Annotated in this window: 9 protein-coding genes and 1 pseudogene; 6 read left to right on the top strand and 4 right to left on the bottom strand. The window is 63.7% G+C overall.

Annotated features, from left to right (window positions below; all coding sequences use genetic code 11):
• Nucleotides 1-199 precede the first annotated feature (199 nt).
• Nucleotides 200-1,909: a sulfatase-like hydrolase/transferase gene (locus V1289_RS09960; RefSeq protein ID WP_334396777.1), complete on the top strand. Its 1,710-nt coding sequence runs from the start codon at nucleotides 200-202 to the stop codon at nucleotides 1,907-1,909.
• Between the two features lie 134 nt (nucleotides 1,910-2,043).
• On the opposite strand, the gene V1289_RS09955 is transcribed toward V1289_RS09960, so the two are convergent.
• From V1289_RS09955 to V1289_RS09940, 4 genes are read right to left on the bottom strand one after another with little or no spacing between them, the layout of a single operon-like run.
• Entirely contained in the window at nucleotides 2,044-2,976 is a 933-nt protein-coding gene (locus V1289_RS09955; RefSeq protein ID WP_442895983.1) for a DUF1932 domain-containing protein, read from the bottom strand.
• Between the two features lie 50 nt (nucleotides 2,977-3,026).
• Nucleotides 3,027-4,010: a tripartite tricarboxylate transporter substrate binding protein gene (locus V1289_RS09950; RefSeq protein ID WP_334396775.1), complete on the bottom strand. Its 984-nt coding sequence runs from the start codon at nucleotides 4,008-4,010 to the stop codon at nucleotides 3,027-3,029.
• Between the two features lie 42 nt (nucleotides 4,011-4,052).
• Complete coding sequence (locus V1289_RS09945; RefSeq protein ID WP_334396774.1) at nucleotides 4,053-5,612, bottom strand: glycine betaine ABC transporter substrate-binding protein; 1,560 nt, start codon at nucleotides 5,610-5,612, stop codon at nucleotides 4,053-4,055.
• Nucleotides 5,609-6,409 (bottom strand): ATP-binding cassette domain-containing protein, encoded by an 801-nt coding sequence (locus V1289_RS09940; RefSeq protein WP_334396773.1) that lies wholly within the window; start codon nucleotides 6,407-6,409, stop codon nucleotides 5,609-5,611. Before V1289_RS09940 ends, V1289_RS09945 begins: the two co-directional genes overlap by 4 nt.
• 269 nt (nucleotides 6,410-6,678) lie before the next feature.
• Between V1289_RS09940 and V1289_RS09935 the strand changes: the two genes are divergently transcribed.
• The 5 genes and pseudogenes from V1289_RS09935 (at nucleotide 6,679) to V1289_RS09915 (ending at nucleotide 12,623) form a co-directional block, all read left to right on the top strand.
• Complete coding sequence (locus V1289_RS09935) at nucleotides 6,679-7,932, top strand: ABC transporter substrate-binding protein (protein WP_334396772.1); 1,254 nt, start codon at nucleotides 6,679-6,681, stop codon at nucleotides 7,930-7,932.
• Nucleotides 7,933-8,030: 98 nt separating this feature from the next.
• Nucleotides 8,031-8,907, top strand: a pseudogene (locus tag V1289_RS09930) (branched-chain amino acid ABC transporter permease).
• Between the two features lie 2 nt (nucleotides 8,908-8,909).
• Entirely contained in the window at nucleotides 8,910-9,836 is a 927-nt protein-coding gene (locus V1289_RS09925) for a branched-chain amino acid ABC transporter permease (RefSeq protein WP_334396771.1), read from the top strand.
• On the top strand, nucleotides 9,836-11,332 hold the full coding sequence (locus V1289_RS09920) for an ATP-binding cassette domain-containing protein (RefSeq protein WP_442895982.1): 1,497 nt from the start codon (nucleotides 9,836-9,838) through the stop codon (nucleotides 11,330-11,332). Before V1289_RS09925 ends, V1289_RS09920 begins: the two co-directional genes overlap by 1 nt.
• Before the next feature lie 40 nt (nucleotides 11,333-11,372).
• Nucleotides 11,373-12,623, top strand: coding sequence for an ABC transporter substrate-binding protein (locus V1289_RS09915; RefSeq protein ID WP_334396770.1), 1,251 nt, complete (start codon nucleotides 11,373-11,375; stop codon nucleotides 12,621-12,623).
• Nucleotides 12,624-12,658: the final 35 nt, after the last annotated feature.

Below are 12,658 nucleotides of genomic sequence, written 5' to 3'. Positions count from 1 at the left end.
GCCCCGCCCGAGATGGTGTGGCGCGGTCCAGCCCCGCGCGAACCGCCAGAACCTGGCTGCCACCGGCAAATTCATTGCCTGTTCATGACGGTTCCACTACATTTTCATGACGCGACGCAGCTTCCGGATGCGCCGTGCGTCTCCTGGTCGTCGCCAGCCAAGGCATTAGTATTGCGCCGGGTAATGTTGCGTCCCGCCCATGGCGCCCGCGCCGAATCAAGGCTCTTCCGTTACCGCCCTTGCCGGCGGCATCGCCGCGATCGGCGTCTGGCGGCTGTTGGCCGTGGCAGCACCCCATCTGGCCGCGCTCGCCATCATGCTGCAGACCGAAACCGATTTCGGCGCGCGCACCGGCTTTTTGCTGTCGTGGGGGATCCTGAACTTCTTCTTCATCGCGCTATTGCGGCGCCCGGCGCTGTCCGGCGCGCTGTCGCTGACGCTGGTGGTGGTTTTGGTGCTGCTGTCGCGGCTCAAGCACGACGTGGTGCAGATGACCGCGAACTTCGTCGACCTGATGGTGATCGATCGCGATACCGCGGCCTTCCTGTTTACAATCTTCCCCAATCTGCGCTGGTCGGTGATCGGGGCCGGCCTCGTCACCATCCCCTTGATGTATGCGCTGTGGTGGCTCGATCCGTTCCGCATCCGCCGGTTGCCGGCGCTGGCCTGCTGCCTCGCCTGCCTTGCCGCCCTGGTCGGATACGCCTTGGCCTGGCCGGATGAGGCCTGGCGTGGCTATTACGACGACGGCTATTTGTCGAAATTTTCCCGCTCCGGCGTGACCGCGGTATCCGACTTCATCAAATACGGGTTCATGGAATCGGATGCGGTCGCCACCGAGCGCCTCAAGGTGCCGCTGGTGGACTCCTGCCATCCGGCGGGACGGCGGCCGAACATCATCATGATCCATGACGAGTCGAGCTTCGACATCCGTCAGGCCGAGGGCATCAAGGTGCCCGCGGGCTATGGCAGCCATTTCCAATCGTTCGACGGCAAGGAGCGCACGTTCCTCGCCGAGAGCAATGGCGGGCCGAGCTGGTTCACCGAATATAACGTGCTCGCAGGCCTCTCCTCGCGCTCGTTCGGCCGGTTCGCCTATTTCGTCACCCGGATCGCTTCGGGCCGCGTCGAGCGCGGATTGCCGCTGGCGCTGCGCCGCTGCGGCTACACCACGCTGTCGCTCTATCCGGCGTTCGGCGCCTTCATGAGCGCGCGCAGCTTCCAGATCACGACCGGCATCCAGCATTTCTATGACGCGCATGATCTCCACGCCAAAGACATCGAGCCGGACAGCTTCTTCTACGACAAGGCTCTGAAGCTGATCGCCGAGCAGCCGCAGGGGACGCCGCTGTTCACCTTCGTCTACCTCGCCGCCAATCATTTTCCCTGGGAAACCCGATTCCGGCCCGACCTGATGCCGTCCTGGCGCAAGCCCGGCAACGAGCCGGTGGTCGACGAATATCTGCGCCGGCAGACGATGAGCGCCAACGATTTCTCGGCTTTTATCGCCGGGCTGAAGAAGAAGTTTCCGGCACAGCCGTTCCTGATCGTGCGCTACGGCGATCACCAGCCGGAATTCTCGCCGCATGTGCTCGACCCCGGCCTCGACGAGGCCGGCGTCGGCAAAAAGCTGGAGAATTACGACCCGCGCTACTACGGGACCTATTACGCCATCGATGCCGTCAATTTCGAGCCGGTGAAGAGTCCGGCCGTGATGGACACGATCGACGCGGCCTATTTGCCGCTGGTGATCCAGGAAGCCGCCGGGATTCCGCTCGATCCGTCGTTCGAGGAGCAGAAGAGCATCATGCTCCGCTGCCAGGGGAGGTTCTACGACTGCAAGGACGGCGCGGAGGCGAGGCGCTTCAACCGGCTGCTGATCGACGCCGGGATGATCAAGGGGCTGTAGTATTCGTCATTGCGAGCCACCGGGTCGCGCGAATGCGCGCCCGATGACAGGCTCCGCGAAGCAATCCATCTGGAAGCGCCAAGAAAGAATGGATTGCTTCGTCGCTTCGCTCCTCGCAATGACGCTTTCGGTTCTCAGCCCTTTTTCACCGCGCCAAGTATCCGGTCCGCTTCCACGCGCCAGTCCGTGCTACGAGCGAAGGCTTCCGTGCCTTTCGCCCCGAACAGTCCTTCGTCGGCGAGGTCGGCGATAAAAGCCTGGCGTTCGGCGGTTCCTTGCGCCGACCATGGCGTCAGGCCGGCCTCGCGCACGGTCTCGGCGACTTCGCGAACCTCCTCGCTGCGGCGGCGGCCATGCTCGATCACGCGCTGGAAGAAATACGCGCCCTGTTTCTCCCAATCGATGCCGGGAAAGGTTTCCTTCATCGAGGCCAGCACCGCGTCCTCGACGCCGTAGGCACGGGCGGTGGTGAAGGCCTCGATCACCATCGCCTCCATGCCCTTGATCATCACGCTGCGGCACATCTTCACCGCCGAGGCGACGCCCAGTTCCTGGCTCGCCACCTTGGCGTCGAAGCCAAGCTCCACCAGTAGTGGCGCCAGCGTCGCCGCACCGGCGCCACCCAGCAGCAACGGCACCTTGATGCGGTAGGGCGGGATCGACGTCATCACGGCGCCCTCGACATAGCGGCCGCCCTTGCCGTCGATCAGATCAGCCGCGCGCTGCTTGGCGCCGGGCGAGGCCGAATTGAAGTCGAGGAACCAGGCGCCCTGTTTCACCGCGCCCGCGCAGGCTTCCGCGACCGGGACGGCCTGGCTCGCGGTGACGGCGGAAACGATGAAGTCGGATTGCGCAGCGAGATCGGCATGCGACGTCGTCAGCGCAACCCCATGCGTGGCGGCGTGATCGCGCAACGCGCCGCCGGCCTGGTCGCTGCGCAGCTTGATATCGTAGGCGGCGATCTTGACGTCCTGCTTGCGCAAATCCTCGGCGAGAATCCGGCCCACTTCGCCATAGCCGACGAGGCCGATATTCCAATGCCTGGGTTCGGTCGATGTCGCGGTCATTCCAAACGATCTCCATGCTCGGTTCGGTTGCCCGGTGAAGGGCGACGCGGTTACTGCTTTTGAATTCCGGCCTTCTCGATCACCTTCTGCCACTTGTCGATGTCGGACTGCAACCGGGCCGAAATCTCCTGCGGCGTACTGGCCTTGGCCTCGATGCCGAGTTCGAGCAGCCGCTTTTTCACCTCGGCGTCGGCGAGTATAGCCTGCAACGCGGCGTTGAGCGCGTTCACGATCTCCGGCGGCGTGCCGGCCGGGGCAAACAGCGCATTCCAGGACACCACGTCGTAACCGGTAACCCCGCTTTCGCGCACGGTGGCGAGTTCGGGCGTGCTTTCCGATCGCACCAGACCCGATGACGCCAGCGCCCGCAATTTCCCGTCGGCCAGATTGCCCTTGATCGAAGAATAGCCGTCGATCATCAGCGCGATGTCGCCCTGCAGCTGCGATACCATCACCTCGGGCGTGCCCCGAAACGGAATGATGGTGAAATCGATCCCGGCCAGCGTCTTGAACAATTCGGCCGACAGGTTCTGGGTGCTGCCGATATTGATGGTCCCGACATTGAGCGCGCCGGGTTTTGCCTTTGCCGCAACGATGAAGTCGCCAAGGGTTTTGAATTCCGAGCCGGATCCCGTCGCGAAGATGAAATCGAAGAACCCCAGGCTGGAAACCGGCGCAAAGTCCTTCAGCGGATCGAACGGCAATTTCTTGAACAGGGAGACGCTGATCGCGGTGCCGTTGGAGAGCAGCGCCAGGGTGTAGCCGTCGGGCGGCGACGAGATCACGGTTCGGGCCGCGGCGATGCCGCCGGCGCCGGGCTGGTTCTCGACGTAGAAACGCTGCCCGAGTTTGTCGCCGAGCTTTTCCGCAACGATGCGCGCGGTGGTGTCGGCAATGCCGCCGGGCCCGAACGGCACGACGATACGCACGGAGCGGTCGGGGTAACCGGCGGCATTGGCCGGTGGCGAGGCCGCGGGGGCGAACAAGGCAAGCGCCAGAATGAGGCGGGCGGCGGCGCGATAGAAAAACATCATCGGCAATTCCTTGCTCCCAAAAATCCAGCATCCGGTGTCGCGCTAGCGTTTCCCGATCTTATCCCACAGCCAGCGCGCCACCGCATCCGGCGAGGACGCGCCGTCGCCGCCGGCGGCGCGCAGATTGGCCTCGCGCATCGCGGCAATGTCGATCCTGCCGAGCAGCGGCTGCAGCGCCTCGCGCAGCACCGAATCGGAAGCGCGCTTCGGCGCGAGCAGCACGATGGCGTCGTAGGGCGGAATCGCGTGTCTGGGATCGTCGAGCACCACCAGATCGTATTTGGCAATCAGCCCGTCGCTGGTGTAGCCCGCGATCACGTCGACTTCGCCGGAGGCGACGGCGGCGTACATGAAGTCCGGCTGCATCTGCCGCTGGGTGCGGAACGGCAGGCCGTAGGCCTGCTTGATGCCGGCCCATTCCGGACGCGAGAAGAATTCATAGTCGGCCGCGATCGACATCGACGACGCCCGCGACGCCAGATCGGCGATGCTGCGAATGCCCAATTGTTCGGCGCGCCGGCGCGGCATCACCAACGCATAGGCATTTTCAAAGCCGAGTTCGCCCAACAGCGTGATGTGCTGCTGCGCCAGGGTCGCCTTCAATTCAGCCAGCAGCACGTCGCGCGGCTTGATATCGCTGTGATGGAACTGGTTGGCCCACAGCGTGCCGGAATAATCGACATAGACGTCGATATCGCCCGATGCCAGCGCATCGAAGATGACGTTGGAGCCGAGGCCTTCGCGCGAGGTGGCAGAGAGCCCGGCCGCCTGCAGCCGCTGCGCGATCAGCGCCGACAGCACATATTGCTCGGTAAAGGTCTTGGCGCCGACAACGTAATTCGATGCCGAACGCGACATCGTGGGCACCAGCGTGGCCGCGACCAATGCCGCGATGCCGACGCCGCCAATCGCCGCGCGAATGCGGCTGCGGTTGCGCAAGCCGTTTTCGATCAGCGCCAGCAATTGATCGACCGCGAGCGCCAGCACCGCGGCGGCGAGGCAGCCGAACAGCACGAACACCCAGTTCTGGGTCTGCAGCCCGGCAAAAATGTAATTGCCGAGGCTGGTCTGGCCGATCGGCGTCGACAGCGTCGCGGTGCCGATCACCCAGACCGCCGCGGTGCGGATCCCCGCCATCATGACCGGCAGCGCCAGCGGCAGTTCGACCGTGAACAGGGATTGCTGCGGCGTCATGCCGACGCCTTGCGCCGCTTCCAGGATCGCGGCGTCGACGCCCTGCAGGCCGGTGATGGTGTTGCGCAGCACCGGCAGCATCGAATAGAGCGCCAGCGCCAGCACGGCCGGCAGGAATCCGAAGGCGGAGAATCCGGCTCCGAACCACGACAGCGACAGCGCCGCGAGCGCCAGCAGCAGCGGATAGAACAGCGCCAGCAGCGCCAGCCCCGGCACCGTCTGCACGATGCTGGCAAGCCCGAGCAGCGCGCCGCGCAGCACCGGCCGGTTACGCGCGATGATCGCCAATGGCAGGCTGACCGCGAGCCCAAGCGCCAGCGCGGTGACGCTGACGCGGACATGATTGCCGAGATAATCCGGCAGATGCGCCAGTGCCTCATTCCAGCGCGGATCGGAGAACAGGTTCATGCCGCGCCATCCCGCGGCAACAAGGCCCCGAGCCGCTCGGCCTGCCGCCGCGGCGTGCGCAGCAATTCGCCGACATAGGCATCGCCGCTGCCCGTGAGTTCGGCCGGCGTGCCCTGCGCCAGCAGTTTTCCGCCGCGCATCACGGCAACGCGGTCGGCCAGCAATATGGCTTCGGTCATGTCGTGGGTGATCATGACAGTGGTCAGGCCAAGCTTGCGATGGAGATCGCGAAAATCGTCGCCGAGCGCATCGCGGGTTAAGGGGTCGAGCGCGCCGAACGGCTCGTCCATCAGCACGATACGCGGTTTTGCCGCGAGCGCGCGCGCTACGCCGACGCGCTGGCGCTGGCCGCCGGACAATTCATGCGGCAGCCGGTCGCGGTATTGCGCGCGGTCGAGCCGCACCAGATCGAGCAGTTCATCCACCCGCGCGGCAATCTCCGCCGCGGGCCAGCCGAGCAGTTTTGGCGTGACCCCAATATTGCCGGCGACGCTGATATGCGGAAACAGTCCGCCGCTCTGGAACACATAGCCGATGCGCCGCCGCAGGCCGATCGGGTCGACGCCGCTGATATCCTCACCTTCGACCGTGATGCTGCCTCCGTCGGCCTCGATCAGCCGGTTGGCCAGCCGCAGCAGCGTGGTCTTGCCCGAGCCGGAGCCGCCGACGATGGCCAAAAACTCGCCCTCGGCGACGTCGAGCGAGACGTCGTCGACCGCCACCACGCGCGCAGCACCCCGGCCGCCGTCAAAAGTCTTGCCGACATGCGTGTAAGCGATCAGCGGCGATGCTGGCATTCGTCTGATCTCACCCCCGTGGCATTCCCAACGGGCATAGTGATAGCCGAAAAAGCGGGCAGGTCGTGAGCCGCGCAGTGGCTTTTATTCCGGGAAGCGGACGTGCTTTGGCTGGAAATCCGCGGGTTCCACCCCGCTGCTATACTTTAGTTCCAGTTTCGCCATCGTGATGCGATCTGCGGCGGAGTATGGCTTGCTGCGCTTGCAGTCGCCGCTATAGTTCGCGCCGAACAGCTCATTAAGAGGCCTAATAAAGTGGAGAGAACAATATGATAAGAACATTCCGCCTCCCATTTTGGACATTGCAAGGGTTCCTCGGTGCGACTGCCCTGGGCCTGTTGGCGACGGCATCCAGCGGCGCCCTGGCCGCGGACCCAATCAAGATCGGGGTGATCGCGGAAGCCCAGGCCATTGCCGGCGCCTCGATCCCGCAGGCGGCGCAGTTGGCCGCCGACGAGATCAATGCGAAAGGCGGCGTCGACGGACGCAAGATCGAAATTGTCAGCTACGACAACCACAGCTCTTCGGCGGATTCGGTGCGTGCCTTCCAGCGCGCCGTCAACGAGGACAAGGTCAATGCCGTTATCTCCAGCTATATCAGCGAGGTCGTGCTCGCGCTCGAGCCCTGGGCCTCACGCCTGAAAACGCCGTTCGTGACGCCAGGTGCGGCCTCGAACGAAATCAGCAAGAGCGTTCACGCCGATTACGAGAAGAACAAATACACCTTTCACGGCTATCTCACCTCGGCCGCGCTGGCGATGTCGGTCTGCGACGCCGCCAAGGATCTGCTGGTCGATCAGAAACACATGAAGACCGCGGTCATCATGAGCGAGGACGCCGCCTGGACCAAGCCGCTCGACGTCGGATATGAGGAATGCCTGCCCAAGATCGGGTTGAAGGTGCTGGACCACATCCGGTTCTCGCCCGATACCACCGATTTCACGCCGATCTTCAACAAGATCGAGGGCTCCAAGCCCGATGTGATCATCACCGGCATTTCTCATGTCGGCGTGCAGCCCACGGTGCAGTGGAAGAACCAGCAGGTGCCGATCGCGATGTTCGGCATCAGTTCGCAGGCGACCAACGAAACCTTCGGCAAGGATACCAACGAGGCGGCGGAAGGCGTGCTCTATCAGGGCGTGTCCGGTCCGAACGTCGCGGTAACCCCGAAGTCGGTCCCGTTCGCCGAAGCCTTCAGGAAGAAGTACGGCAACTATCCGTCCTACGCCGGTTATACCTCGTATGACGAGGTCTATTACATCGCCGATGCCGTGAAGCGGGCGGGGTCGACGGATGCCGACAAACTGGTCGATGCGCTCGAAAAGACCGATTGGGAAGGCACCATCGGCCGCGTCCAGTTCTACGGCAAGGACGATCCGTTCACCCATTCGATCAAATACGGCAAGGGCCTGATCACCGGGTTGATGCTGCAATGGCAGGATGGCAAGCAGGTGTCGGTCTGGCCCAAGGAAATCGCCAAGAGCGAGCTGAAATTCCCCAGCTTCGTCAAGGCGACGAACTAAGTCTCGCATACATCAGCTCCCGGGCCCTGCCGGGAGCTGATTCATATGCCGCACCCTTCCTTTCCAACAGGCGGCCGGGCCGCCCTGGCCATTCATAAATGCTTGCGTTCCAGATTCTGATCGATGGCTTTGCCATCAGTGCGTTGTATGCGCTAGGCGCGACCGGCTTTACGCTCATCTTCGGCGTTTCGGGCGTGCTCAATCTCTCCCACGGCGCCATCATGGTGGCGGCAGCGGTGGCGGCTTGGGCCGCCGCCAGCGTGCTGCATGTGAACCCCTATTTCGGCGCGCTGATCGGGGTCGCGGTCGCGCTTGTCGCCGCGTTCGCGACCTACTTCGCGGTCGTGCGGCCCGATGCAGAATTCGCGGCTCATCCCCAACGAGGAGAAGGAAATCTTCGTCCTCACCGGCACGTTGCTGTGGGGGATCATGATCCAGGAACTGATCGCCTATTTCTTCACCAACAATGCCAAGACCGTGCTTCCGATCGTCGAGGGCGTCGTCGATGTGCTCGGCGTGCGCACGCCGAGGAACGAGATCTTCACCGCGGTGGTCTGCTGCTTCGTCATCGGCCTGCTCTGGCTATTGGTGAACCGCACCCGGACCGGCAAGGCGGTGCTGGCGGCGTCGATGAACCCGCGTGGCGTCACGCTGCTGGGGCTCGAACTCACGCGCATCTATGTCGTGGTGTGGGCGATCTACGGCGTGCTTGCCGGGATCGCCGGCGTGCTGCTCGGCATGTTCCTCGGCGTGAGCTCCTACAGCGTGGGCCCGCTTACAGCCAGCGCATTCTCCATCGTCGTGCTCGGCGGGCTCGGCAGCGTCTCCGGTTCCCTGATCGCCGCCTTCGTCGTCGGGTATCTCGAGACGCTGACGGCCTATCTCGTCTCGCCCGCCTATCGCACCATTCCGGCGCTGCTGCTGCTGGTGATCGTGATGTATATCCGGCCTCAAGGCCTGCTGGGGAGGCGTTGACGATGGCCGGGTTCTTCAAGTCGCGCCTGTTCTTCATCTCGCTCGTGACCGTGATCGTCGCCGCCACGTTGCCGCTCTACGTTTCCGGTTACATCCTTGGCCTCTTGACGGTCGCCTTCTATTTCGGCGTGTTCGCGATGGCCTGGGACCTGCTGTTCGGGTTCGCCGGCGAAGTGAATTTCGGGCCGACCTTCCTGATCGGGGTCGGCGCCTACACCGCAGGCATCCTCAACAATCAGTATGGATGGTCGGTCTATCTGTGCATCGTGCTCGGCGCGCTGGCCTCGGTGATCGCAGGCCTCGTGTTGGCGCTCCCGGCGCTGCGGGTGCGCGGCCCGTATTTCGGGCTGACGACGCTGGTCGCGGTCTTGATGTTGCAGAATTTCATCGTGGTGTTCGCCGATCTTACCGGCGGCGAGATCGGCTTGACGATCCCCGACGTCATCACCATCAATGCCGGCGCCAATTACTGGATCGCGCTCGGATTCATGACCATCAGCGCCGCGATCCTGTACGGGCTTTCGCAATCGCCGGTCGGACTCGTGCTGCAGGCGAGCGGGCAGGACCCGGTCCAGGCCGGCGCGCTCGGCTTCAACATCGTCAAGCACAAGCTGGCGGCCTTCATCGTCAGCGCCTTCTTCTCGGGGCTCTCCGGGGCGCTGCTGGTGTTCTACTTTGGCACCGCGTCGGTCGGCACCGTGGTCGACGTGGCGGTTGGTGTGAACGTCATCGTATCGGCGGTGCTGGGTGGCCGCCGCACCGTGCTGGGCGCGGCGCTTGGCGCCATCTTCCTGATCGTGGCCGGCGAATTCCTGAGGCCGACCGGCGAACTGGCGACGTTCATCGTCTCCGCCGTGGCCCTGCTGGTCGTGCTGTTCTTCCCCGGCGGTTTCCTCGGAGCGGCCTTGTCACGTGAGGCGCGCTCCTGATGGATGAACTCGTGATGGACAAGACTGTCGCAAACGCGCCCGTTCTCGAGGTCCGCGGCCTGACCAAGCGGTTCGGCGGGCTGACCGCCGTCAAGAATCTGAGCTTCGATCTGCGTGCCGGTGAGATTTTTGGCCTGATCGGGCCGAACGGCTCGGGAAAATCGACGGCGATGAAGAGCGTGATGGGCATCGAGCGTCCAACCGCGGGCGAGGTCGTGTTCCTGGGCGAGAACGTCGCCGGCCTTCCCGCGCACAAGATCGCGCGCAAGGGTTTTGGCATGGTGTTCCAGCATTCGCGTCCGCTGAACCGGCAGACCGTGCTCGAAAACATCATGGTCGCGCTATTACCCGACAGCCTGTTCATGCTGTTCCCCGACAAGGCCCTGAACGAGCGCGCCAAATGGATCGCGGAGCGCGTCGGCCTCGGCGCCGTCATGGACCGTCGACCGCCGACATTGCCCTTCGCCGATTTGCGCCGGCTTGAGCTTGCGAAGGCGATCGCACGCGATCCGAAGGTGGTGCTGGTCGATGAGCCCTTCGCCGGGCTGACGCGCGGTGAGGTCGACGTGTTCTCCGAATTGATCCGCAGCTTCCGCGACGAAGGCCGTGCGGTGATGCTGGTCGATCACAACGTCAAGAGCGTTGCCGCATTGGTCGATCGTGTCCTGGCGATGTATCTCGGCGAGGAAATCGTCACCGGCAAGGCCGACGAGGTGATGCGGAACGAGACCGTGCGGCGGGTCTATCTCGGCGGCGCCCTCGAAATCCATGCGCGCCCGGAAACCAGCTTCAAGGACAAGGTGCCGCTGTTGCAGGTCGAGAACGTCAGCGTGCTCTACGGCAAGGCGCAGGCACTGGAGAACGTCTCGATCCATGTGCATGAAGGCGAGTTCGTCTCCATCGTGGGTCTCAACGGCGCCGGCAAGACCACGCTGTTCAATACCATCTCGGGTTTCCTACCCTATAGCGGTGAGATCCTTCGCGGCGGCGAAAAGCTGCGCGGCATCGGCCCGGCGCGGATCGCCCGCAGTGGTCTCGTGCAGTGTCCGGAGTCGCGCGAATTGTTCGGCGAGATGTCGGTGCGCGAGAATCTCGATCTCGGCGGCCACCATCTGACCGAAGAGGCGAGGGCAACCCAGCTCAGCTGGCTGTTCGAGCTGTTTCCGATCCTGAAGGAGCGTCAGGGCCAGATGGCGCAGACCCTTTCCGGCGGCGAACAGCAGATGCTGGCGATCGGCCGCGCGCTGATGATGCAGCCGCAGATCCTGATCCTGGACGAGCCCACCCTGGGACTCGCGCCGGTCATTCTCGAACTGCTGTCAAAGGCGCTGGAAAGATTGCGCCAGACCACCTCGATCACGGTCTTGCTGGGCGAGCAGAACGTGACCTTCGCGCTTCCGCATGCCGACCGGGTCTATGTGCTCGAGCACGCGCGGATCGTCTGGGAAGGCGATCCCGGTCGCTTCGCCGCGGAGGCCGGCGCCGGATACCTTTAATCTCGGCACTAAAACAACAAGCAAAGAAAGGGAGAACACCGTGCGACGACCATTTGATATTTCGAGTCCGGCCCGCCTCGTCCCGCTAGCGTCGGCTCTTGCCCTTTGTCTCGTTGCCCCGGCTCACGCGCAGTCCGGAGATCCCATCAAGATCGGCGTCATCGCCGAAGTGCAGTCTATCGCGGGCGCCGCGACCCCCGGCGGCGCGCAGATCGCCGCCGACGAGATCAATACCAAGGGCGGCGTACTCGGCCGCAAGATCGAGATCGTCAGCTACGACAACAAGAGCTCGTCGGCCGATTCCGTGCGCGCCTTCCAGCGCGCGGTCAGCGAGGACAAGGTCTCGGCGGTGATCGCCAGCTATATCAGTGAGGTCGTGCTCGCGCTGGAGCCGTGGGCTGCGCGGCTGAAAATGCCGTTGATCACGCCGGGTGCTGCGTCCAACGAGATCACCAGGGCGATCCACAACGACTACGACAAGAACAAATACACCTTTCATGGTTATCTGACGTCGGCAGCCCAGGCCCAGCTCGTCTGTGACGCCGCCAAGGACCTGCTGGTCGACCAGCTCAAGTTCAAGACGGTCGCGATCATGAGTGAGGATGCGGCCTGGACCAAGCCACTCGATATCGGTTACGAGGCCTGCTTGCCGAAAGCCGGATTGAAGGTGGTCGACCACGTGCGCTTCTCGCCCGACACCACCGACTTCACGCCGATCTTCAACAATATCGAGAGCAAGAAGCCGGATGTGATCGTGACCGGTATCTCGCATGTCGGCGTACAGCCGACGGTGCAATGGAAAAACCAGCAGGTGCCGGTCCCGATGTTCGGCATCAGCGCGCAGGCGCTGAGCCCGACCTTCTGGGACGACACCAACGCCGCCGCCGAAGGTATTCCTTCGCTCGCGGTCGCGACGCCGGACGTTGCCGTCACCGCGAAGACCAAGCCGTTCGCGCAGGCCTTCAAGGCCAGGTTCGGCACGGCTCCGGCCTACACCGGCTACACCACCTATGACGAGGTCTACATCATCGCGGAGGCGATCCAGCGGGCCGGCTCGACCGATCCCGACAAAATGGTCACCGAGCTGGAGAAGACCAATTTCGAAGGCACCATCGGGCGCATCCAGTTCTACGGTAAGGACGACGAATTCACGCACGGCATCAAGGCCGGTCCCGGTGCGGTGACTGGCCTCGTGTTCCAGTGGCAGAATGGCAAGCAGGTCACGGTGTGGCCGAAGGCCGTCGCCGAAGGGAAACTCAAATTCCCTGATTTCGTGAAGCTGTCGCAGTAACGACGGGTGCAGTGACCGCTGCTCGCAGCGCTTAC

The organism is Bradyrhizobium sp. AZCC 2289, assembly GCF_036924615.1.
Classification (GTDB): domain Bacteria; phylum Pseudomonadota; class Alphaproteobacteria; order Rhizobiales; family Xanthobacteraceae; genus Bradyrhizobium.
Note: the sequence above shows the minus strand (reverse complement) of the source record. Positions and strands in the feature narration are given on the sequence as shown.

Bases quoted from the DNA above. Each gene is read 5' to 3' on its own strand.
- V1289_RS09960 (WP_334396777.1), top strand. From the start codon at position 200: ATGGCGCCCGCGCCGAATCAAGGCTCTTCCGTTACCGCCCTTGCCGGC.
- V1289_RS09955 (WP_442895983.1), bottom strand. From the start codon at position 2,976: ATGACCGCGACATCGACCGAACCCAGGCATTGGAATATCGGCCTCGTC.
- V1289_RS09950 (WP_334396775.1), bottom strand. From the start codon at position 4,010: ATGATGTTTTTCTATCGCGCCGCCGCCCGCCTCATTCTGGCGCTTGCC.
- V1289_RS09945 (WP_334396774.1), bottom strand. From the start codon at position 5,612: ATGAACCTGTTCTCCGATCCGCGCTGGAATGAGGCACTGGCGCATCTG.
- V1289_RS09940 (WP_334396773.1), bottom strand. From the start codon at position 6,409: ATGCCAGCATCGCCGCTGATCGCTTACACGCATGTCGGCAAGACTTTT.
- V1289_RS09935 (WP_334396772.1), top strand. From the start codon at position 6,679: ATGATAAGAACATTCCGCCTCCCATTTTGGACATTGCAAGGGTTCCTC.
- V1289_RS09925 (WP_334396771.1), top strand. From the start codon at position 8,910: ATGGCCGGGTTCTTCAAGTCGCGCCTGTTCTTCATCTCGCTCGTGACC.
- V1289_RS09920 (WP_442895982.1), top strand. From the start codon at position 9,836: ATGGATGAACTCGTGATGGACAAGACTGTCGCAAACGCGCCCGTTCTC.